The sequence below is a fragment of the Streptomyces sp. NPDC002787 genome, from assembly GCF_053592095.1.
Window position 1 is genome coordinate 49,551 of sequence record NZ_JBSFVC010000013.1, and the last position, 21,653, is coordinate 71,203.

Below are 21,653 nucleotides of genomic sequence, written 5' to 3' on the forward strand. Positions count from 1 at the left end.
GGTCAGTCCCTCACCAGCGGGGCGCCGGCGTCACGCCACGCGACGATCCCACCGGACAGACTGCGCACGTCGGGATGGCCCATGCGGGTCAGCAGCGCGGCATAACGAGCCGACTTCTCGCCGACCGGACAGGCCAGCAGCACCGGCTGCCGTTTGCTGAACGGCAGGCCGCCCCGCACGAGTTCGTCGAACAGCTCGTCGACGATATTGACCGAGCCGTCGATGTGCAGCGCGGCGTACGCGTGGGGACCGCGCAGGTCGACCACGAGAGGCCGCGGCTGGCCGTCCTCGATCCACCGCCGTGCCTCCGCCGTGTCGACGACCGTGGCCTCCGCTCGTACCTCGGCGTCGGAGAGGGCCGCCGCAGAGTTCTTCCGGGGCGGCCGGCCCAGAAGCTCGGGCCGGCGCTGCCGTACGTAACTGAGGTAGCTCTCGGCACGGTCGCAGACGATGAAGACCGCCGTTCGCCGCTCCGCCGTCCCCGCTCGTGCCAGGTCCATGTCCACCGTACGGAGATGGCGTACGGCGCCGTGATAGGCGGCGCCGCCCGTGGGGCCGGCCAGCAGGCCGCAGCGACGGATCAGTGTCAGCATCCCGTCGATGGCCTCGTCGGCGGTCACCGACTCGATGGTGTCGTAGGTCGCCGGGTCGAACAGGCCCACCTGGTGCACCTCGTCGATGGTGCGGATGCCGGGGATGAAGTCCGACTTGTGGGCGACCAGCCCCACCACCCGTACCCCGGAGTCCTGTTCGCGCAGCGCCCGGACGACCCCGGTGGAGGAGCCGGCCGTGCCCACGCAGGCGATGAACCAGTCCGGAGCCCGCCCGTCGAGGTCCTTGACGATCTCCGGCCCGGTGCCCGTCGCATGGGCCTCGGTGTTGAGTGGGTTGAAGTACTGGTCGGTGTGCAGATACGCGCCCCCGTCCTCGGCGAGCGCCTGGTGGAAGCGGGTCAACGGGTCGTCCGTGGCGGTCGGGTCGAGGCACTCGCTCTGCCCCGGCAGCTCCTCGATCTCCGCACCCAGCAGCAGGAGAAGCTCCTTGATCTCCGGGACCCGCATCCGGTTGGTGACGCTCTTGAAGCGCAGCCCGTGCATCCCCGCGAGCAGGGCGAGCGCCTTCGCCGTGTTGCCGCTCGACAGCTCCACGACCGTCGCGCCGCGCTCGGCCGCCGAGGCGAGACCGGGGCGGGCCATGTTCCACGCGGCCCGGTCCTTGACCGAGCCGAAGGGGTTGAGCATCTCCAGCTTCGCGTACAGGTCGATGTGGCGCAGGCCGTGCACGGCCGGATCGATGCGCACCAGCGGCGTGTTGCCGATGGCGTCCGTGATGCTGTCGTACCTCATGAAGCCGGTCCCCCTCGCGTGATCGGCCAGTACTCCTCGTCCAGGCACCAGTGCCAGGAGTCCCCGTCCCCTGTGACGGCGACCGTGCGGGCGACCGGCTGCCGCTGCGCACGGTGGGCGTGGAAGTCCATCGCGTATCCGGCCGTGTTGGCGAAGGCCAACAGATCGCCGGGACGCGGCATCCGGGGCAGGAAGACTTTGCGGCGCGTGATCAGATCGGCCTCCAGACACAGATTTCCGGCCAGAAACACCCCCACCGGCTCGTCGTCGGCGTCCTGTCGCGCTCCGGGGCGGGGGAGGAGCACCGGGTCGACGAGCACACCGTGCTCCTCCAGGCTCACGTCACCGGCGTTCATACCGAGGCGCACCAAGAGGTCGTCCGAGTCGGCGCCGGCCCGACGTACGTCGAGCACCCGTGCCAGCGTCAGTCCGCACTGGTCGACGAGAGCCCGGCCCGGTTCGCACACGAGGTCGTAGAGGTGCTCCAGGAGCAGGGTGGCCAGCGGGCGGCCCGAGGTGGGGGCGGGGTGGGACAGCAACTCGTCGAGGTATCCGGGCCCCGCGGTGGGACGGTGGGCCGGGTAGAGCGCCTGCGCCCCGCGCAGTGTGCCGCCCTCGTTCCGCAGCCCGTAGCCGTGGCCGCGCCAGGTCAGCGCGGGACGGGTGCCGAGAACGGCCTCGGCCAGCTCGGTGGTGTAGCGCTCCCACTGACCGGCGTCGGCGACGTAACCGACTCCGAAACCGCCGCCGATGTCGATGACCCGCGGATCCATTCCCCGGGCGCGGCACTCGTCCATGACCGTGACGCAACTCTCCAGCGCGACGGCCTTCTCCGCGACCCCGGTGGTGTCCAGGTGGTAGGAGACCCCCGTCAACCGGACCGCGTCCCGGTACCGTTCGACCGCGTCGAGCAGGCGGTCCACCTCACGTACGGGCGAGCCGAAGCGGCTGCGCCGGAAGAGCACCCGCGTGCCCGAGGAGGCGGACGCGGAGGCTTCGAACGCGGACAGCCGCAGCAGCACGTCTGCCCGGGGCAGGTCGTATGCCCGTACCAGCCCGGCCAGTTGGTCGAGTTCGGCCGGGGAGTCGATGTTCACGCACGTGCCGGTGCGGGCGGCCAGCCACAGGAACTCGCGGTCCTTGGGGCCGGTGGCCATGATCCGGTCGGGGGTGAATCCGCACTCCAGGGCGTGTCGCAGCTCTCCCAGCGAGGCGACGTCGATGCCGACCGCGGCCGGGTCGGTCGCCGTCAGCCGCCGCGCCGGCGTGTACGCCTGGTTCGCCTTGTGCGCGAAGTACACCCTGCCGGTGAGGTGGTGCTTGCGGTAGACGTCGCGGAACCCCGCGACGTTCTCCACGATTCGGTCGGGCAGCAGCACATTGAGCGGTGAGCCGAGGGAGTCGGTGAGGGAGTGGAGGAAGGACGCGGCTTCCAGCAGCGAGTCGAGCGGTGGCTCCAGCCGCGGCTGCAGATACAAGGGCGCACGCACGGCAGGCCCCCTTTCCGTGCACGGGCGGCTGCAGCCCCCGGCGGTCGAGCGACACCGTCGAGCGCCGGCAGCCACTCAGACAACCGTTCGGGGATCATCATTTCCCCCTGTATGCGCCTTTAAGCTCTTGAAGGAGTCCCGGGTTTGACCGCGCGTGCGGTTTCTGTGCCGTCCCTGAGGACCTCCGCCAGATCGCCGGCGGACTCGGGCGTCAGGCGGTAGAACCCCTGGAGGCTGACCGCGCGCTGCAGGCGTCCGTCCACCACGTATCTCAGGCCACGGGTTTGTCCTCGGCGATTGCGCCAGGTCAGGTGTTCCAGGAGGGCGCCGGGTACCGGCACGTCGAAGCGCACGGGCGTGGCGTCCACGTGCACCGCCTCGGCGCCGCAGCCGTCGGCGCCGAGCGCCGACCAGTCGCTGTGCCCGGGGAAGGCCGGGTCCTGCCAGGTCGCGGGGGCGGTGCCGCAGCAGTCGCTCCGCTCCTTGTCGATCAGGCGCATCCGGCTCACCAGCAACACCTCGCCCCGGTTCACGTGCAGTGCGTACACCTCGTCCCCGGCACGGGCACCCGACCAGGCCGGCAGAGAGGAATGGACGCCGCTGAAGGCGACCGTCGGCCGCTCGCCCACGCGCCCTGCCTTGCGCAGGGCACGGCACGTGTCATGGGTCCACAGGATGGTGAAGGCATCAGGCATGCCGAGATCCTACGAACGAGTACTGACAACCCCGTCGGGGGCGCGGAGCCGCCCGCACCCCCGACGCACGATCAAGGAGAGGAGACCTTCAGGTCACGAAGCCGTCCGGTGTTGTCGAACGACCCGAAGCCCACCCTGCCGGAGGTGAGGGTGGTGTCGACGGCGGTCATCAGCGGCCGTTTCGAGCCGTCGACATGGACCGCGATCTCGCCCGTGCTCGCGCAGCGCACCATCCGCACCTTGTGCCAGGCGGTGTCGGTGACGGCCGGCGGAGCGCCCGTAGTCCCGTTCCACTGGTCGTCGATCCGCACCCGGTCGGCGTCGTCGACGACGAAGATGCCGTTGTGCGGGTAGATCGTGTTGTCCTGGGACAGGTGGACGTAGGAGAACCTCGTGTCCGACTGGTGGTCGAAGACGATGATCACGTCCCGGTTGGTGATCTCGACGGGGGTGTCGATGCGCACCTCGGCGTCGATCCGTACGTCGCCGTGCTCCGGGCCCGCCGTCAGCACGGCGTACTCGAAGGGACGGCGCGGGCCGGGCCGCTGGACCCCGGCCTCGGCGAGGACGGCCTCGCGGCCCGGGAACCGCCACTTGGACGGTGTGACGGGAGCCCAGTTCCGGCCGGCCATGACGTGGGTGAGCCGGGAGCCGTCGGTGTCGCACGCGGCGAACGTCCGGGTGCCGGTGACCTTCCAGATCTTCCCGTTGGCCTTCGACAGCAGATACAGCTCGCCGTCCGCGTCCCGCCCGAAGTGCAGGTCCACCCGGGCGTTCCCGGCCAGGTCCCGCAGGGTGACGCGCTTGCCGCTCGCGTCGTACAGCATCAGGTCGTACAGCCGGGCCAGTTCCCTGCCGCCGCGCCGCATGTCCTTGGTGTCGGCGAACAGCAGACGCCCGTCGACGATGTCCCCGAAGACGTACTTGCCGCGTAGTTCGGGCAGGTCACGGCCGCGGTAGACGAAGCCGCCGACAACGGCACGGCCGACGTCGGAGGTGCAGTTCCAGCCGGCGGGCGGGTCGTGGTCGTAGGCGGCGACCGGGTAGGTGTAGCCGTACTTCTCGTCGTCCTCGGGGAGGGGGAGGATCTGGTCGCACGGGTCGGTGGCCTTCTGGTCGAAGACGAACGGGCCTTCGCGCTCACTCCAGCCGAAGTTGTCGCCCGCGCGCACCTCGTAGACCGACTCGACGGCGTGCTGGCCGATGTTGCCGACGTACATGCGGTGGCGTCCCGCCGGGTCCCAGCTGAAGCGGTGCGGGTCGCGCAGGCCGTACGCGTAGATCTCGCCGAGCGCGCCGGGCGTGCCCGTGAACGGGTTGCCCGCCGGGATCCCGTACTTACCGTTGGCGCTGTTCGTGCCACGCGGGTCGATGCGCAGGATCTTGCCGTGCGGCAGGGAGAGGTCCTGCGGCTCGCTGTTCCTGACGCCCTGGCCGCCGTCGCCGACGGCGAGGTAGAGCAGTCCGCGGTCGCGGTCCTGGGGCCGGGCCGTCGGGTTGAAGTCGATCTGCTGGATGCCGTGGATCGTGCCCGCGAAGCCGATGCGGAGGATTTCGCGGCGGGTGCCCCGGAAGGTGTCGGCCGAGGGATCGTCGGCGGTCCATTCGGTGACGATGCCGTGGTAGGTGGTGGCCGCCTGCTGCCGGTAGTCGGGTACGGCGGTGGTGGCGGAGGCCAGTTCGGTGTGCACGGTGTAGAAGCGGCCGTTGCGCTGGAAGCCGGGGTCGAAGGTGACGAACCCGAAGCCCTGGCCCAGGCCCCGGCTGGCGAAGAACGCGGGGGAGAAGGTGGCGGCGATGTCGAGGTAGACCTGGGGGCTGCCGCCGTCCTTGACCAGGTAGAGCCTGCCGTTGAGGTCGGGCACGGCCTTGCGGCCGGAGCGGTCGGGCAGTTCGCTGAGGTAGTTGATGCGGGCGTGCCGCATCAGCCGGGGATCGGTGACCGGGCCGGGCGGTGGATCGGTCTTCGGGAAGGCGGCGTACTCCTCGACGGTCAGCCCGATCCCGGAGGGGGCGGGCCGCTCGGGGATGGGGTCGGTGAGGGGCCCGGAGGCCGTTTTCGCGAGCGCCGTGCCGGGGAGGGCGACGAGGGCCGACAGTAACAGCGCGAGGACGACCAGGGGGATCAGCGAGCGGGCGCGGGGTCTGGCCCCGGGAGATGCGGCCATGTGAGGGTCACTCCTTTGTCGACGTGGGTCGTCAGCGGGGGGCCACCAGTCGGTACTGGGCCCGTATCCGGTCGCCGCTCACCGCGCTGTCCAGGAACATCAGGCTGTCCATGCGGCAGTCGCAGGGATTGCGTTCGGCGGTGTGCTGCGGGAAGCTGCCGCCGATCTTGATGCCCCGGGGGTCGGTGGGCGAGGCGCGGTGCGGACCCGGCCCCGAGAGGTTCCAGGGATCGCCGGGAACGGTGTAGAAGCCGTCCAGCCGCTGCCCGTTGCGGTACAGCGCCATCGCTCCCGTGCCGAAGTCGAAGGTGGCGGCGAGGAAGACCCACTCATCGACCGGCAGCAGGGTCCGCCAGTCCCGCGAGGCGGCGAAGGTCTGCGAACCCGACCCGTCCAGGCGCCGGCCGAGGGCGACCAGCCGCAGTTCGCCGTTCACCTCGATGATCTCCAACAGGCCCCGCACGGCGTGGCCGTCGGAGTCCCCGGACAGCACCCCGGCCAGGCCCACGGCGCCGTAACGGTCTTCCGGGGCGGCCGTGTTGCTGTTGAGAGCCGGGTTCGGGCCGGTCATCTTGAACCAGCCCATCACGGTCATCGACTCGACCGCGTTGAACGCCCTGAGCGTCGGAACGCCGGAAGGCCCGTACACGCCTGCCTTCCAGTCGTCGTTGCCCTTCACGTCCGGCGTGACCTGCCGCACCTGGAGCGAGGTCCGGCTGCCCCGGTGCGCTCCGTCCTCCGTGCGCATGCGTGCCCCGCCGCCGACCAGGTCGATGTCGGTACGGGAGAAGCCCAGGTCACGCTCCCGCGCCGGGTTGCCGCGTACCGGGTGCTCGAAGTCGTAGTACGCCGCCAGGTGGGGACGCAGGGCGGGGTGTGCGGCTCCGGGACGGCCCCCGGCTCCGGCTTCGCCGGACGCGGCTGCCAGGCCGGTGGGAGTGGTGGCTTCGCCGGGTGCCGCTGCCAGGCCGGTGACAGTGGTCAGCGTGGTCAGGGTCGTCAGGAGGGCGGCGAAGGCCGCGACCGTGTGCCGTCTGCGTCGCATGAACATTCCACTCGCTCCTTTGCGAGGTGTGTCATGAGCGGATCCGGGTCATCGGCGTGCGGGACGGCCTCCCAGATAGAGCTCGCCGAGCTGGGGGTCGGCCAGCAACTCCCGTGCGGGGCCCGCGACATGGACACGGCCGAGGTCGAGGACGCAGCCGGTGTCGGCGGCCTCCAGAGCGCGCCGCGCGTTCTGTTCGACCAGCAGGACGGCGGTTCCCGCGTCCCGCATCCGCACGATCTGCTCGAAGACCACACCGGTCGTCTTGGGGTCGAGGCCCATCGACGGCTCGTCGAGGAGGACCACCCGGGGTTTGACCATCAGCGAACGCGCGAACTCCACCTGCTTCTGCTGGCCGCCGGACAGCAGCCCGGCCAGGCTCGTCCACCGTTGCCCCACGACCGGGAAGAGGGTCCGAACGAAGTCGACCCGCTCGGCGACGAGGGCCTTGTCCCGCAGGGTGTAGCCGCCGAGCAGGACGTTCTCGGCGACCGTCATCTCCCTGAACACGCTGTGTCCTTGGAGGACATGGGCGACCCCGGCGGCCAGCAGCCGCTGCGGTCCGTGGCCGGTGACGTCCTCGCCGTCGACGAGGATCCGGCCCGAGCGGGGGGCCAGCAGTCCGCTGGCGACCTTCAGGACGGTGGACTTGCCCGCGCCGTTGGGTCCGACCAGGCAGACGATCGCTCCGGCGGGCACCCGGACCGTCAGCCCGCGCAGGACCAGCGCCGCCCGGCCGTATCCGGCGCGGATGTCGTCGAGTTCGAGGAGGAACGCGGAGTCGGGTCGAGAGGGGGATTCAGACACCAAGGTATGCCCCGAGGACTCGTTCGTCGGACTGGATCACCGAGGGTGGGCCCTGTGCGATCGGCCGACCGCGGTCGAACACGACGACGTGGTCACTGAGGCTCATGACCATGTCCATGTTGTGCTCGACGATCAGGAACGTCCGCCCCTCGGCGTTGAGTTCGCGTACCAGGTCGCAGATGCGGTCGATGAGCGACGGGTTGACCCCGCCCGCGGGCTCGTCCAGCAGGATCAGCTCGGGCTCGCTCATCAGCACGCCGGCGAGTTCCAGCAACTTCTGCTGCCCCCAGGACAGCCGGCGGGCCTCCGCCCGCTCCAGATGGTCGATGCCCATACGGTTCAGCCAGCCCCGGGCTCGCTCGGTCTCCGCCCGCCCGTCCGAACGGGCGAGCTGCCCGGCCAGACCGCGCGGCCGGACGGCGGCGAGGAGGTTGTCCAGCACGGTCATCCGCGGGAAGACGCGGCAGAGTTGGAAGGAGCGCCCGATGCCGGCGCGGGCGATCCGGTGCGGGGGCCGTCCGGTGAGGTCGCGCCCGCGGTAGGTGACGCGGCCGGCGTCCGGGCGGATCATCCCGGTGACACAGTTGAAGAAGGTCGTCTTTCCCGAACCGTTGGGCCCGATCAGGGCGTTGACCTTGCCGTGGTGGAAGGTCACGGTGGCGGAGTCGAGCGCGGTGACTCCACCGAAGGTCCTGGTGAGCCCGGTGGTCGCGAGACTCGGCTCGGGCTCGCTCTCAGGTGCTGCTTCGCTCACTGCTCACCTCCGTCGTGTCGTGCTCCTCGCGCCGCTCCCGCAGTTCCGCCGCGGTGACTTCCCGTATGGAGGTGTCGCCGGTCCCGTGGAACCGGCCGAGCAGGGCGCCGGCGGCCGGGATGACCCCGTCCGGCATGAACGTCACGACGACGCCGAGGAGCAGCCCCGCCACGACCAGGTGCAAAGGTGTGTCCCCGAACTCGACCTTGGAGTACTCCAGGGCGTATCCGACGATCAACGCTCCCAGCAGCGGCCCGTACAACTGGCGTACGCCACCGAGCAGCGCCATCAGCACCATGTACGCCCCGCTGAGGATGGAGAACTGGAAGACCGGGTCGAGGTCGCCGAACCACAGGGCGTACAACCCGCCGGCCAGCGCGGTGAAGGCGGCGGAGACGACGAAGACCACCAGCTTGTACGTGAAGGTGGGGGTGCCGAGTGCCTGGGCCTTGTCCTCGTCCTCGCGGATCGCCTTCAGCCCCATGCCGAACCGTGAACGGTCGACGACCCACCACACCAGCAGGGCCAGCGCGAGCAGGGCCAGGAAGAGGAAGTAGAAGGTCCGGTGGTGCTCGGCACGCAACATGCCGGGGAAGGGCCGCGGTACGACCAGCCCCCGGGAGCCGCCGGTGAGGGAGGCCCAGCTCTGGAAGACCAGCAGCAGGATGAGGACGAGGGCGATGGAGACGATGACGAAGGAGGCGCCGCGTACCCGCAGGGCGGCGTAGCCGACCGGCACGGCGAGCGCCGCCACCATCGCCGCCGCGACGAAGAGCGCGGCGAAGGGCGGGAGTTCGCCCTTGGCGACCAGCAGTCCGGCCCCGTAGGCCCCGAGTCCGGCGAACGCCCCGTGTCCGAGGGAGATGTAGCCCGTGAAGCCGCCGACGAAGTTCCAGGAGGTGGAGAGGACCGCGTAGTTGAGGATGGCGATGCCCACGGTGATCTCGTAGGGGCTCGGGGCCATGGACGGGAAGGTGAGCGCCACGGCCGCCACCACCAGCAGGGCGCCGAGATGGACGAACCTGAGGTCAGAACCTCTGCGCAAGCCGCCCCCCGAAGAATCCCTGTGGCCTGACGGCCAGCGTGGCGAAGAGCGCGACGTAGAAGACGGTCTGCGCCCAGGTGGTGGAGAGTTCCAGTTGCAGCAGGCTCTGCAGGATGCCCAGCGCCATGGCGGCGATGGCGGCGCCCGGCACACTGCCGAGTCCGCCGACGACGATGATGGCCATCAGCGGGCCGATCCAGTGCCAGTGCAGCGAGGGGTAGATGGTGGTGTCGAGGGCGAGCGCCGTGCCGCCGACGGCCGCCGTGGCGAGGCCGAGACCGAACCCGTATCCGGCGATCCGGTCCGTGTCGATGCCGAGCAGCCGGGCGGCGTCGCGGTGCTGGATGGTGGCGCGCAGCGCCTGCCCGAACCTGCTGTGTTTCATGAGGACGTAGAGGCCGAGCAGGGCGAGTGCGGCCAGACCGAAGGCGATCAGCTTGACCACCGCGATCCGGGCCCCGAAGAACTCGATGCTCGCGGAGCTGTAACCGAGCCGGATACGGCGCTGGGTGCCGCTGAACGCGTACCCGAGCAGCCCCTCGATGACCAGCGCCACCGAGAAGGTGAGCAGCACCGACATCATCGTGAGCGTCGCCGGACGGAGCCGGGTCAGGAGCAGCCGTTGCATGGCGACGCCCGCGGCGAAGAACAGGGGCACGGTGACGATCAGGGTGAGGAGAGGGTCGACACCGGTCTCCCGGTGCGCGAACCAGGCGAGGTAGGCGGCGAGGATCAGGAACGCGGAGTGGGCGATCATCACGACGCGCATCACGCCGAAGTAGAGGGTGAGGCCCGCCGCCAGGAGGGCGTACAGCCCACCCAGCAGCACGCCGAGGACGACGCTCTGGAAGACGAGGCTCGCGGAGGGCATGCCGGCCTCACCACTTCGGCTTCGGATAGATCAGGTCGGCTTCCTTCTCCGTGTCGGGGAGCACGATCTGGATCTCACCGCCGACCCACTGCTGGATCATGTGCGCGCTCTGCGGACGGCCCTTGTCGTCCCACTTCAGCGGCCCCACGACGGTCTCGACCTGGTTGCCACGCAGCCACTTCACCAGCTCGCTCTGGCAGTCCGGGTCCTGGGACGCGCACTGGGCGGCCTCCACGGCTGCGGCGACCACCTGACCGGTGGTGTAGGCGTTGGCCTCGTCCTCCTCGGGCGCCTTGCCGAACTGCTCGGTGTACTTCTCGACGAACTCCTTGTTGCTCGGGTAGTCGGCCTTCTGGGTGTAGCCGGTGGGCGCGAGGATGCCCTCGGTCTTGTCGCCGACGGCCTTCGCGAACTCCGGTTCGGTCGGCGCGGTGGAGAAGGCGGCCAGCTTCGGCTGGTAGTCGAGCTGCTGGAGGGCGACGATCAGGTTGACGCCGTCCTGGTACTGGGTGCCGCCCACCACCATGTCGGCCTTCGAGTCGGCGATCTTGGCGGCGATGTTGCCGAAGTCGGTGGTGTTGGGCGGGTAGACCTCGTCGGCGACGGTCCTGACGCCGCCCTTCTCCAGTTTCTCCTTCAGCCCGTAGGCGGTCCCCTGGGCGAAGGGGTCGTCCATGGCGGCGTACGCGACCGTCTTCGGGCGCTCGCTCTCAGGCATGGCCAAAATGTGGTCGGCCAGGTGGTCGTAGTGGTCGTTCGCGACGGCCGGTGCCGCGTAGAAGAGGTTCTTGAAGCCCTGCTGGAACACCTCCGGGGCCGCACCCGCCGGTTCGACGAAGAGCATCCCGTATTCCTCGGCCACCCGCGCGGACGGGACGACGAGCCGGGTGGAGAACGGCCCGAAGAGCAGGTCGACCTCGTCCCTGCCGATCAGCTGCTCGTAGTCGGAGACGACGCGGTCGGCGTTGGACTGGTCGTCGAGGATCTTCAACTCGACCTTGCGGCCCAGCAGTCCGCCCTTGTCGTTGACGATCTTCGCCCAGGCCTTGTAGCCCCGTTCGACGCCCTTGCCGGGTTCGGAGAAGTCGCCGGTGAGCGGTAAGGAGACACCGATCACGATGGGGTCGTCGGCCGAATCCGGGGAACCGGGGCCCGAGCCGCAGGAACTGGCGGCGAGCACCAGGGCGAGCGTGCCGACGGCGACCCCTACTTGTCTGCGGTGCTTTCCGGTCATCGCGTGACACCCCTCGTGACTTCCGTGTGGTGGCGATCGGGCCCGCGGTAGACGTAGCGCGAGGCGTCGGCGGACGGGGGAACGGCGCGCGGCTGCTCCGACAGGGTGCGCGGCTGCTCCGACACGGTGCGCGGCGTCTCCGCCAGGGCGCGTACGAGAGCGTGGTCGGGGGAGAGCGCGCAGGCGGGGTCGGTGCGGGCGGCGTCACCGGTGAGGGCGTGGGCCTGACAGCGGCAGCCACCGAAGTCGATCTCGCGGCGGGGACAGCCACCACAGGGCCCGCTCATCCACTCGGTGCCGCGGTAGCGGTCGAAGGCCGGGGAACTGTTCCAGATCCACTCCAGGGACCGGTCGCGTACGTTCGGTACGTCCGGGCCCAGCAGCTCCCCGGACGCGGGGCACGGCAGGACGGCGCCGTCCGGGGCGACGGTCAGTGACACCGCTCCCCAGCCGCCCATGCACGGCTTCGGCACACCGTCGAAGTAGTCCGGCACCACCCACACCAGCTCGGTGCTGCCCGCCAGTTGCTCCCGTCGGCGCTCGACCGTCTCCCGGGCGCGGGACAGCTGGTCACGGGTGGGCAGCAGCGCAGTGCGGTTGCGCAGGGCCCACCCGTGGAACTGGACGTTGGCCAGTTCGATCCGCTCGGCACCCCAGGCCACACCCAGGTCCACGACGGCGTCGACGGCGTCGAGGTTGTCGCGGTGCAGGACGACGTTGAGGCCCAGCGGCAGGCCGGCGTCGCGCACGAGAGCGGCGGCCTGTTCCTTCGCCTCGAACGACCGGTGACCGGCGATCCGGTCGGATGCCACCGGATCCGCGTGCTGCACCGACAGTTGGACGCTGCGCAGCCCGGCGGACACGAGCGCGGACATCCTCGCCGCGCTCAACCCGACGCCGCTGGTGACCAGTTGGGTGTAGATCCCGGCCCCCTCGGCGGCGGCGACAACAGCCGTGAGATCGCGGCGGAGCAGTGGCTCGCCACCGGAGAGATGGGTGTGCACGACGCCGAGGTCCGCCGCCTGCCGGAACACGTCGTCCCATTCCTCTGTGGAGAGTTCGCGTGAACGGCGCGCGAGCTCCAGGGGGTTGGAGCAGTAGGGGCAGTGCAGCGGGCAGGCGTGGGTGAGTTCGGCCAGCAGGGCCCAGGGGGCCGGCGGAGCCGAGCCCGGCGGCGGACTGGTCATCGTAACCAGCCCTCCTCGCGAACGCGGTCGAGGAACCGGGGGACTTCGGCCGCCACGGGGGCGCCCGGGAAACGTGCCGCCAACTCCTCGACGATCTCGTCCACATGCCGTTGCCCGTCGCACAGCCGCAGGACATCCGCGGCCCGTCCACCGAGGACCACCACACGTTCCGGCAGGACCAACAGGTCCGCCCGGCGCACCCGGTCGTGGCGGAGCACGACCGAGCGCGCCAGGGCCGGCCGCCATCCGGTCACGGTCGCGGTCACTGCCGCTCCTTCCGGTCGCCGTGGTCGATCGCGTCGAGCAGCGACCACAACGCGTCACACTTGAAGGCGAGGGCTGTCACGGCACGCTCCTGGTCGGCCTCGGTACGGGCCCAGTCCAGGACGAGGCCCAGCGCCTCGCCGCTGTCCTGGCGGCCCTGGGTCTCGCGGGATCGGAAATAGTCGAGACCGTCGGCGTCGATCCACCGGTAGTGACGCTCGAACGCGGCGATGCGCGTGCGCATGATGTCCGGCGCGGACAGCTCGGTGAGGGACGCCGCGACGGCCTCCAGCGGGGAGCGCAGCCGGCAGAAGTTGACGTATCCGTCCACCGCCAGCCGTACCCCGGGCAGTACTCCCTCGCCGGACAGCAGCTCGGACCGGTCGAGCCCCGCCGCCTCGCCCAGCCTCAGCCACCGCTCGATGCCGCCCTCTCCCTCCGCCCGGCCGTCGTGCTCCTCGATCCGCCGCAGCCACATGCGGCGGAGCCGCGGGGTGTCCAGCTTGGCCAGGACCAGGGCGTCCTTGACGGGGATGTGCCGCTGGTAGTGGAACCGGTTGAGGATCCAGCGGCGCAGCTCCTCAGGGGTCAACTCGCCCTGGTGCATACGTACGTTGAAGGGATGGCGGTCGTGGTAGTGGTCCCGGGCCACGGCTCTCAGCCGTTGCTCGAAGGCCGTCGCGGTACCCGTGCCGTTGGCTGCGCTCACAGTCGGATCACCATTCCGTCTCCGGCCACCTCGATGCCCCGGTCGGCCAGCCGCTTGTGCTGCGGCGCGCTCGGATCGACGAGGGGATTCGTGTTGTTCAGATGGGTGTAGAGACAGCGGGCGCGGAGCGGAGCCAGGCGCTCCGCGGTGCCGCCCGGCCCGTCGATCGGGAGGTGCCCCATACCGGTCGCGGTGCGGGTGGAGATGCCCGTGCGCCGGGGTTCCTCGTCGTCCCAGAAGGTGCCGTCGACGATCACACAGTCGGCTTCGGCGACAGCGGACCGCAGGGCGTCCGGCCAGGCGGCCAGTGCGGGCGCGTAGACGGCCTTCGCTCCGGTCGCGCGGTCGGTGAGGAGCAGCGCCACGACCCAGTCCTCGCCTCCCGGACCGGACAGGTCCCTCGCATAGCGGGGGCGTTTGCCGGAGACGGGGATCGCGCTGATCGTGACAGATGAGTCCTCGGTGAGCGGTTCGGGTCGCTCCTGGGGCAGTTCGCGCCAGGCGAGCGGGGTGTACGGACCGATGACGGCCTCCAGACGCAGCCCGGTGAGCAGTGCCTCGCGTACGGGACCGGTGGCGAGCAACTCCAGTCCGCCGGCACCGGCTTCGCGTAAGCGGGCGATGCCGAGCGTGTGGTCGAGTTCCGCGTCGGTGAGGACCAGCCCGGCGATGGGGGTCCGCCGCGAAACGGGCTGGGAGCCGGAAGCGACGGGGACGGGGCCGGGAGCGGGAGGGATTGCGGAGACAGAGACGGGAGGGATTGCGGAGACGGGGCCGGGACGGAGTTCGGGGCAGTCCTCGATCTGGTCGCCGATGTCCGGTGTGGCGTTGATGAGGAACCAGCGGTCCTCGCAGGCCTGTACGGCGAGTGAGGCGTGGCGGCGGCGCCAGGTGGGGTGGGCGCGTGCCCCGGAGCAGCCGGGGCACGCGCAGTTCCACTGGGGTACGCCACCGCCCGCCGCGGTGCCGAGCACGTGCAGCAGCACGGCGGCGGACTAACGGTTGCTCAGGGCGTAGGCGGTGACCTCCAGCGCGGTCTCGACGACCACGAAGTCGGGGGTCTGCCAGCTCGATGCCTCTTCGTCGACGGGCGGCGCCTGACGTTCCATCACCTGCTGTACGGATTCGGTCATGGGCCGTACCTGCCTTCCGATGTGGGGGACGGGTGTGCCTCGTGGCCAGGTTGTGCTGTGTTGCAGAATCGCGAGCCTCGGCCGCCCGGGTCAATGGGTCGGCAGAAAAGTGCTCCGATCTCTTGTTGGCCGAAAGCGAGCATCCCAAGGTCAGTCGCTGTCGGATCGGTTGACAAAGTCGCTGCTGAGAGAGTGGGGGCAGTTTGAGCCGACGGCGAAGGTATGAACCTTTGGCCTCATTGGCCCTTGACCCTCCCTCGCATACCTCCTACCTTCCGGGAGAGCTGATTACCCATCAGGTTCTGGTTCCCCTACGGCTTCCTGACACCCCCCACAGCGAGGAGCTCGCCCATGCGCGGATTCCGAACCATCACATCGGCCGCTGCCGCGGCCACGCTGACCGCCGGTCTGCTCGGCACGGCGGCCGGCGCCGGAAACGCCACGGCTCGAACGGACAGCGGCACCGACAGCCGCACCGACAGTGGCACCGACAACCGAACCGACAGCAGCACCGACAACCGAACCGACAGCGGTATCGCCTCGGTCCCTTCGGCCATCCGAACGGTCTCGTCCGGCTGGACCGTTCCCTGGGGCCTGAGCTGGCTGCCCGACGGGTCGGCGCTCGTCACCGAACGGGACTCCTTCAAGCTCTTCAAGCTCACCCAGGCGGGCACGAGGACCGAGATCGGCAAGGTGCCCAATGTCGTGACCACCAGCGGCGAGGGCGGCCTTCTCGGCATCGCGGTCTCACCGAACTGGAACAGCGACCACTACGTCTACCTCATGCACTCGGCGGCCTCCGACAACCGCATCGTCCGGATGACGTACGACGGCTCCTCGCTCAGCGGCTACAAGGTGCTCGTCACCGGCATCGCCAAGAGCAAGTACCACAACGGCGGTCGCCTCGAGTTCGGCCCGGACGGCCACCTCTACGCCACCACGGGCGACGCGCAGAACAGCAACCTCGCCCAGGACAGGAACTCCCTCAACGGGAAGATCCTGCGGATGACGAAGGACGGCAAGCCCGCCCCCGGCAACCCGTTCGGCACACTCGTCTTCTCCCTCGGCCACCGCAACCCCCAGGGCATCACCTGGGACGCCCAAGGCAGGCTCTGGGAGGCCGAGTTCGGCAACAGCAAGTACGACGAGCTCAATCTGGTCGAGTCCGGCAAGAACTACGGCTGGCCGGTCTGCGAGGGCAGCTGTTCCACCTCCGGCATGACCAGTCCCAAGCGGCAGTGGACCGTCAGCGAGGCCTCCCCGAGCGCGGTCGCGTACGCCGACGGAGCCCTGTACATGGCGGCGCTGCGTGGCGAGCGGCTGTGGCGCATTCCGGTCAGCGGCACCAGCGCCGGTACCCCCGTCGCCTACTACACCACCCAGTACGGCCGGCTGCGCACGGTGGAGAAGGTCCCCGGCAAGAACGCCCTGTGGCTGTCCACCACCAACGCCGACAACAACGGAGGCGAGCCGGACGGAGCGGACAAGGTGTTCCAGGTCGACCTGCGGTAAGTGGGCGCCGCGGGGATCATTCGACTCGGCGGAGGACCATGAGTGAGTCTTCCAAGGTCGCCACCATGGCGAAGGGGAACCGGTCGAGTTCAAGACAGAGTGCGACGTCGTCGGGATGGACTCCCTGACGCACACCCTCCGCCAGCTCGGCGGCGGCGCGCGACTCGCCGGCGCGGCGGAGGAACTCGGCCGCATCCGTCCCGGCCTCGGTGGCCCTCCGGGCGATGTACTGAGCACACGCCAGATCCTCATCGGCGAGACCGTCCTCGCCGGTGACCACGAACGTGACACTGTCGCACTCGCGCGTCCGCAAGAGCCGAGCCGTGGCCTCCGCCACCACGAAGCCGGCGCACAGCACCAGCGACGCCTCCTTGACCGCGAGGGCGCCCACCGTCCCTGCCGTCGTCTTCTGCACAACGGTCCGTCCGCCGAGGTCCATGGACCGCAACAGGCCCGGCGAGTTGACGGTGTCGAAGCCGGACGCGGGCGGACCGTCCTTGAGCGCCATCCAGTCCGGGTGGCGAGACTTGAGCGCCAGGGCTTCGTCCAGCGACTCGGCCAGAACGATCTTTTCCGCCCCCTGGGCAAAGGCCCAGGCGGCCACCGTGAAAGCACGCATGACGTCGACCACGACCGCCACGGACGGGGCTTCGGCCAACTCGGCGATGCCGAGGAAACGAGCGTCCATCCGGTCATGATCGCGCATGCCCGACCCGTGGCGCCCCGGCGGTGACGCGCATCACATCGACGGTCTCGGAGTGCGGCACCTCCGGCCCTGGCTGCCCGCACCTCCAGCGGCTCTTCCCCGGCGGTGCCGAACCGTTCCGAGTGCCCCGTTCCTGGCCGTGTATTCCACCCAGGGCGGTGCTCTTTCGGGGCGATCGAACGCTCCCCACCAGGCTTTGGTTGTCGGAAGACAACTGAGTTAACCTTCACCGGATTTTCTCATCCGACCGGTCCGCGCACAGCGGAAACGCGGTCGGTGAGCGGGCCTTTCACGGCCCGGCGCGGGTTCCGAGTCCTCGGCGCGAGGGCTCTTGGGGAGCGGAACGAGGGTGCGCATGAGCAGCAAGTCGATCGAGGCCGTCGACCGAGTCCCCGGCGACCAGGAGCTACGCCGGCTTCTGGCCGGACTGACCGCCGTACGGGACGGCGACTTCGGCACCCGGCTGCCGTCCGACGGCGAGGGCCTGCTCGGCGACATCGCCACGGTCTTCAACGGCATGGTGGACCAACTGTCCGTGTTCACCTCGGAAGTGACGCGGGTGGCGCGCGAGGTGGGCACCGAGGGCACCCTCGGCGGTCAGGCCGAGGTGCCGGGGGTCTCGGGCACCTGGGCCGACCTGACCGACTCGGTCAACGCCATGGCGGGCAACCTGACCACACAGGTGCGTGACATCGCGCAGGTGGCGACCGCGGTCGCCAGGGGAGACCTGTCGCAGAAGATCGACGTCCCCGCGCGCGGCGAGATCCTGCAGCTGAAGGAGACCGTCAACACGATGGTCGACCAGCTGTCGTCGTTCGCCGCCGAGGTCACGCGCGTCGCCCGTGAGGTCGGCAGCGAGGGCAGGCTCGGCGGACAGGCCCAGGTGCCCGGCGTCGGCGGTGTCTGGCGCGATCTGACCGACTCGGTCAACTTCATGGCGGGCAACCTCACTTCCCAGGTCCGCAACGTCGCCCAGGTGACCACTGCGGTCGCTCAGGGCGACCTGTCGCAGAAGATCACGGTGGATGCCCGCGGTGAGATCCTGGAGTTGAAGAACACCATCAACACGATGGTCGACCAGCTCTCCGGTTTCGCCGACGAGGTCACCCGCGTCGCCCGCGAGGTCGGCACCGAGGGACGGCTCGGCGGGCAGGCGGACGTCCAGGGGGTGAAGGGCACCTGGCGCGACCTCACGGACTCCGTGAACTTCATGGCGGGCAACCTCACCGCGCAGGTCCGCAATGTCGCCCAGGTGGCCACGGCGGTCGCTCAGGGCGACCTGTCGCAGAAGATCACGGTGGATGCCCGTGGTGAGATCCTGGAGTTGAAGAACACCATCAACACGATGGTCGACCAGCTCTCCGGTTTCGCCGACGAGGTCACCCGCGTCGCCCGCGAGGTCGGCACCGAGGGCAATCTGGGCGGACAGGCCATCGTCCGGGGCGCGTCGGGGACCTGGAAGGACCTCACGGACAACGTCAACGTGATGGCGTCGAACCTGACCGGCCAGGTCCGCTCGATCGCCCAGGTCGCCACGGCCGTCGCGCGCGGCGACCTGTCCCAGAAGATCACGGTCGAGGCCAAGGGCGAGGTCGCCGCCCTGGCGGACGTCATCAACACCATGGTCGACACACTCTCCGCGTTCGCCGACGAGGTCACCCGCGTCGCCCGCGAGGTCGGCACCGAGGGACGTCTCGGCGGCCAGGCCCACGTGCCGAACGTCGCGGGCACGTGGAAGGACCTGACCGACAACGTCAACTCCATGGCCAACAACCTCACCGGCCAGGTCCGCAACATCGCCCTGGTGACGACGGCGGTGGCGGGCGGTGACCTGTCGAAGAAGATCGACGTCGACGCCCGCGGCGAGATCCTGGAGCTGAAGACCACGATCAACACGATGGTCGACCAGCTGTCGTCGTTCGCCGCCGAGGTCACGCGCGTCGCCCGCGAGGTCGGCAGCGAGGGCCGGCTCGGCGGACAGGCCGAGGTGGAAGGTGTCGAGGGCACCTGGAAGCGGCTGACGGAGAACGTCAACGAACTGGCCGGGAACCTCACCCGCCAGGTCCGCGCGATCGCCGAGGTCACCAGCGCCGTCGCCGAGGGCGACCTGACCCGCTCCATCACCGTGGAGGCGTCCGGCGAGGTCGCCGACCTCAAGGACAACATCAACTCCATGGTGGAGTCCCTGCGCGAGACCACCCGGGCCAACCAGGAGCAGGACTGGCTGAAGACCAACCTCGCCCGGATCTCCGGCCTGATGCAGGGCCACCGCGAGCTGCCCGTCGTCGCCGAACTCATCATGGACGAACTCGCGCCGCTGGTCTCGGCACAGTACGGCGCCTTCTACCTCGCCGAGGACACCGCGCGCGGCCCCGAACTGTGGCTGGTGGGCTCGTACGGCTACCCCGACGACACCGACCGGCCCGACCGCATCCCCGTCGGGCGCTCGCTGGTCGGACAGGCCGCGCGCAACCGGCGTCCCATCAGCGTCGAGGAGCTGCCGCCGGGCTACGTGACCATCTCCTCCGGTCTCGGGCAGGCCGTCCCCAGCGCCCTGGTGGTGCTGCCCATCGTGGTCGAGGACCAGGTCCTCGGCTGCATCGAACTGGGCTCCGTCACCCGCTTCACCCAGATCCACCAGGACTTCCTCGCCCAGCTGATGCCGACCATCGGCGTCAACCTCAACACCATCGTGGCCAACGCGCGCACCGACGAACTGCTGGGGGAGTCCCAGCGGCTGACCGCCGAACTCCAGGCACGCTCGGAGGAGTTGCAGGTGCAGCAGGACGAACTGCAGCGCTCCAACGCCGAACTGGAGGAGAAGGCCTCCCTCCTGGCCTCACAGAACAGCGACATCGAGGCCAAGAACCTGGAGATCGAACAGGCCCGGCAGGAGCTGGAGACGCGCGCACAGCAGCTGGCCCTGGCGTCGAAGTACAAGTCGGAGTTCCTGGCGAACATGAGCCACGAACTGCGCACCCCCCTCAACAGCCTGCTGATCCTGGCCCAGTTGCTGGCGCAGAACCCCTCGCGCAACCTCACGCCCAAGCAGGTCGAGTACGCGGGCATCATCCACTCGGCGGGCTCGGACCTGCTGCAGCTGATCAACGACATCCTCGACCTGTCGAAGGTCGAGGCGGGCAAGATGGACGTCACGCCCGAGCGGGTCCCTCTGCGCAAGCTCCTTGAGTACGTCGAGGCGACGTTCCGGCCGATGACGACACAGAAGAGCCTGGACTTCACGGTGGCCACCGCTCCGGGGACCCCCGCCGACCTGCTCACCGACGACTCCCGGCTGCGGCAGATCCTGCGCAACCTGCTGTCGAACGCCGTGAAGTTCACCGAACAGGGAGGTGTCACCCTGCGCATCGAACCCGCAGCCGACCGGGAGGTCCCCACCGGCGTCCTGCGCGGCGGTCCCGTCGTGGCCTTCCGGGTGAAGGACACCGGCATCGGCATCCTCCCGCAGCAGCTGGAGACGATCTTCGGGGCCTTCCAGCAGGCGGACGGCACCACCAGCCGCAAGTACGGCGGCACCGGTCTCGGCCTGTCGATCACCCGGGAGATCGCCCATCTCCTCGGCGGAGCCGTCACGGTCGACAGCACCCCCGGACAGGGCAGCACCTTCACCCTCTATCTCCCCGTGGCACGCGCCGACTACGAGGACGTGCTCGACGGCGGCGGCCTCCCGGCGGAGCACCCGCACAACACCGGCCGGGAACTCCCGTCCGCCTCCCGGCCGGACGCCGCTTCCCCCGCCGCGCCCGAGCAGCGCCGACGTCGCCTGCTCGTCGTCGAGGACCGCCCGCGCGGACTGCTGACCCTCGTCGCCGAGCGCGCGGTCGCCGACATCGCGCCCGACCCCGACGACCCGCGCGGGGCGATCGACATCATCACGGCGATCGGGGCGCAGGAAGCGGCGAGCACACTGGCCGCCGAACCCTGTCACTGCGTCGTCCTCGAACTCGGCACGCCCGACGACGAGGGCGCCCGGCTGCTGGAGGCCATGGAGGGTGACTCGGCGCTGGCCGGCGTGCCCGTACTCGTCCACACCGGTCACCGTGTGGACCTGGAGCACGAGCGGACCTTGCGCGCGCGTGCGGACGGACGCCCGCTGGACTTCCTCTCCAGCCTGGACGAGCTGCGCGAACGGATCACCCTGCACCTGTCCGCCGAGGAGCCGGGAGACGTACTGTCCCTGGTACGGGCCGAGGAGTCCCAGCGGCCGCCCGCCCAGGTCGTCGACGGCGCCTTCGCCGGCCGTACGGTGCTCGTGGTCGACGACGACGCACGCAACCTCTTCGCACTGAGCGGGATGCTGGAACTCCACGGCTTCCACGTCCTGCACGCCGAGAACGGCCGCAAGGGCATCGAGATGCTGCTCGCTCATCCGGACGTCTCGCTGGTCCTGATGGACGTGATGATGCCGGAGATGGACGGCTACACCGCCACCGCCGAGATCCGCGCGATGCCGCAGTACGCCGACCTGCCCATCATCGCCGTCACCGCGAAGGCCATGCCCGGCGACCAGGAGAAGAGCCTCGCGTCGGGCGCCGACGACTACGTCACCAAGCCGGTCGACGCCCATGACCTCATCGGCCGCGTCCGACGTCGGCTGTCCGTATGACGGGCAGTCACGCCACCGCGTGCACCAGCCGACCGCGTGGTGTCCCTGGACGCCCGAACC

The 21,653-nt window shown here is 69.9% G+C and carries 18 protein-coding genes; 2 read left to right on the top strand and 16 right to left on the bottom strand.

Going from position 1 to position 21,653, the window contains the following annotated elements; translation table 11 throughout:
• Positions 1-2: 2 nt before the first annotated feature.
• The 15 genes from ACWD26_RS19345 to pqqA form a co-directional block, all read right to left on the bottom strand.
• Entirely contained in the window at positions 3-1,346 is a 1,344-nt protein-coding gene (locus tag ACWD26_RS19345; RefSeq protein WP_451271563.1) for a pyridoxal-phosphate dependent enzyme, read from the bottom strand.
• On the bottom strand, positions 1,343-2,836 hold the full coding sequence (locus tag ACWD26_RS19350; RefSeq protein ID WP_451271565.1) for a Y4yA family PLP-dependent enzyme: 1,494 nt from the start codon (positions 2,834-2,836) through the stop codon (positions 1,343-1,345). The genes ACWD26_RS19345 and ACWD26_RS19350 overlap by 4 nt, the downstream gene beginning before the upstream one ends.
• 119 nt (positions 2,837-2,955) lie before the next feature.
• Positions 2,956-3,531 carry a hypothetical protein gene (locus tag ACWD26_RS19355; RefSeq protein ID WP_451271567.1) on the bottom strand — a complete coding sequence of 192 codons (576 nt, stop codon included), beginning with the start codon at positions 3,529-3,531 and terminating at the stop codon, positions 2,956-2,958.
• Positions 3,532-3,602: 71 nt separating this feature from the next.
• A complete protein-coding gene (locus ACWD26_RS19360; RefSeq protein ID WP_451271569.1) occupies positions 3,603-5,699 on the bottom strand; it encodes a PQQ-dependent sugar dehydrogenase in 2,097 nt (698 codons plus the stop codon).
• Between the two features lie 31 nt (positions 5,700-5,730).
• Entirely contained in the window at positions 5,731-6,744 is a 1,014-nt protein-coding gene (locus tag ACWD26_RS19365) for a LamG-like jellyroll fold domain-containing protein (protein ID WP_451271570.1), read from the bottom strand.
• Positions 6,745-6,792: 48 nt separating this feature from the next.
• Positions 6,793-7,551 (bottom strand): ABC transporter ATP-binding protein, encoded by a 759-nt coding sequence (locus tag ACWD26_RS19370; RefSeq protein ID WP_451271572.1) that lies wholly within the window; start codon positions 7,549-7,551, stop codon positions 6,793-6,795.
• The gene (locus ACWD26_RS19375; protein ID WP_451271574.1) at positions 7,544-8,305 is read right to left on the bottom strand and encodes an ABC transporter ATP-binding protein; all 762 of its coding nucleotides are present in this window, start codon (positions 8,303-8,305) and stop codon (positions 7,544-7,546) included. Before ACWD26_RS19375 ends, ACWD26_RS19370 begins: the two co-directional genes overlap by 8 nt.
• The gene (locus ACWD26_RS19380; RefSeq protein ID WP_451271576.1) at positions 8,286-9,350 is read right to left on the bottom strand and encodes a branched-chain amino acid ABC transporter permease; all 1,065 of its coding nucleotides are present in this window, start codon (positions 9,348-9,350) and stop codon (positions 8,286-8,288) included. The genes ACWD26_RS19375 and ACWD26_RS19380 overlap by 20 nt, the downstream gene beginning before the upstream one ends.
• Complete coding sequence (locus tag ACWD26_RS19385) at positions 9,334-10,221, bottom strand: branched-chain amino acid ABC transporter permease (protein WP_451271578.1); 888 nt, start codon at positions 10,219-10,221, stop codon at positions 9,334-9,336. The genes ACWD26_RS19380 and ACWD26_RS19385 overlap by 17 nt, the downstream gene beginning before the upstream one ends.
• Positions 10,222-10,228: 7 nt before the next feature.
• Positions 10,229-11,455 carry an amino acid ABC transporter substrate-binding protein gene (locus ACWD26_RS19390; protein WP_451271580.1) on the bottom strand — a complete coding sequence of 409 codons (1,227 nt, stop codon included), beginning with the start codon at positions 11,453-11,455 and terminating at the stop codon, positions 10,229-10,231.
• Complete coding sequence (gene pqqE, locus ACWD26_RS19395) at positions 11,452-12,642, bottom strand: pyrroloquinoline quinone biosynthesis protein PqqE (protein WP_451271582.1); 1,191 nt, start codon at positions 12,640-12,642, stop codon at positions 11,452-11,454. The genes ACWD26_RS19390 and pqqE overlap by 4 nt, the downstream gene beginning before the upstream one ends.
• Positions 12,639-12,908, bottom strand: coding sequence for a pyrroloquinoline quinone biosynthesis peptide chaperone PqqD (pqqD, locus tag ACWD26_RS19400; protein ID WP_451271584.1), 270 nt, complete (start codon positions 12,906-12,908; stop codon positions 12,639-12,641). The genes pqqE and pqqD overlap by 4 nt, the downstream gene beginning before the upstream one ends.
• On the bottom strand, positions 12,905-13,615 hold the full coding sequence (pqqC, locus tag ACWD26_RS19405; RefSeq protein WP_451271586.1) for a pyrroloquinoline-quinone synthase PqqC: 711 nt from the start codon (positions 13,613-13,615) through the stop codon (positions 12,905-12,907). Before pqqC ends, pqqD begins: the two co-directional genes overlap by 4 nt.
• Positions 13,612-14,601 (bottom strand): MBL fold metallo-hydrolase, encoded by a 990-nt coding sequence (locus ACWD26_RS19410; RefSeq protein WP_451271588.1) that lies wholly within the window; start codon positions 14,599-14,601, stop codon positions 13,612-13,614. Before ACWD26_RS19410 ends, pqqC begins: the two co-directional genes overlap by 4 nt.
• A gap of 9 nt (positions 14,602-14,610) precedes the next feature.
• A complete protein-coding gene (pqqA, locus tag ACWD26_RS19415; RefSeq protein WP_451271590.1) occupies positions 14,611-14,748 on the bottom strand; it encodes a pyrroloquinoline quinone precursor peptide PqqA in 138 nt (45 codons plus the stop codon).
• A gap of 351 nt (positions 14,749-15,099) precedes the next feature.
• Between pqqA and ACWD26_RS19420 the strand changes: the two genes are divergently transcribed.
• Positions 15,100-16,260 (top strand): PQQ-dependent sugar dehydrogenase, encoded by a 1,161-nt coding sequence (locus tag ACWD26_RS19420; protein WP_451271592.1) that lies wholly within the window; start codon positions 15,100-15,102, stop codon positions 16,258-16,260.
• A gap of 16 nt (positions 16,261-16,276) precedes the next feature.
• On the opposite strand, the gene ACWD26_RS19425 is transcribed toward ACWD26_RS19420, so the two are convergent.
• Positions 16,277-16,948: a 2-phosphosulfolactate phosphatase gene (locus ACWD26_RS19425; protein WP_451271594.1), complete on the bottom strand. Its 672-nt coding sequence runs from the start codon at positions 16,946-16,948 to the stop codon at positions 16,277-16,279.
• 373 nt (positions 16,949-17,321) lie between these two features.
• Between ACWD26_RS19425 and ACWD26_RS19430 the strand changes: the two genes are divergently transcribed.
• The gene (locus ACWD26_RS19430) at positions 17,322-21,593 is read left to right on the top strand and encodes a HAMP domain-containing protein (protein ID WP_451271596.1); all 4,272 of its coding nucleotides are present in this window, start codon (positions 17,322-17,324) and stop codon (positions 21,591-21,593) included.
• Positions 21,594-21,653: the final 60 nt, after the last annotated feature.